Genomic DNA, 537 nt, shown 5'->3' on the forward strand with positions numbered 1-537 from the left:
GTAGCTTGAAGCCTTTGATTACCGGCTCTTCGGCGACCATGCCGCTGCCCTGCACGTAGGCAGTTGGCTGGCCGAGGTCGGGGAACACGGTCTGGTCGGCGCCAAACACCAGCAGGTGGGCCTTTTCGCTGTGCTGGAAGTGGTAGTGAATACCTTCCTCTTCGCACAGGCGCTGGACGAAGTGCAGGTCGGTCTCGTCGTACTGCACGCAATAGTCGCGATCCGGGCATGGCTGACTCAGCTGGAAACTATACGCGTTACCCTTGATGCCGTGCTCTTCAAGGATCAGCGCGATGATTTTCGGCGCCGACATCTGCTGGTAGATGCGCTGGTTGGTGCGGTGATGCAGGTATTGGAGTTGCGGCACCATCGACACTTTGTAGCGAGTCAGGCGCTTGCCGGCATCGCCTTGGGCGACGCGATAGATCTTGCCGTGGATGCCCGAGCCTTGTGGATCGAATGCGAGAAACGCCTGCTTGTGCAGCAGTTGTTCGAGGTCCAGATCAGGGTTTTCGCTGACCAGTTCGAGGTCGAAAC

General features: G+C 58.7%; 1 protein-coding gene. It reads right to left on the reverse strand.

Annotated elements, in window-relative coordinates; genetic code table 11:
* Window positions 1-537: type VI secretion system tip protein TssI/VgrG (tssI, locus tag BK660_RS31195; protein WP_123436437.1), on the reverse strand; the 537-nt coding region annotated here is incomplete at both ends.

Origin of the sequence: Pseudomonas brassicacearum (assembly GCF_003732265.1) — a bacterium.
Classification (GTDB): Bacteria; Pseudomonadota; Gammaproteobacteria; order Pseudomonadales; family Pseudomonadaceae; genus Aquipseudomonas; species Aquipseudomonas brassicacearum_D.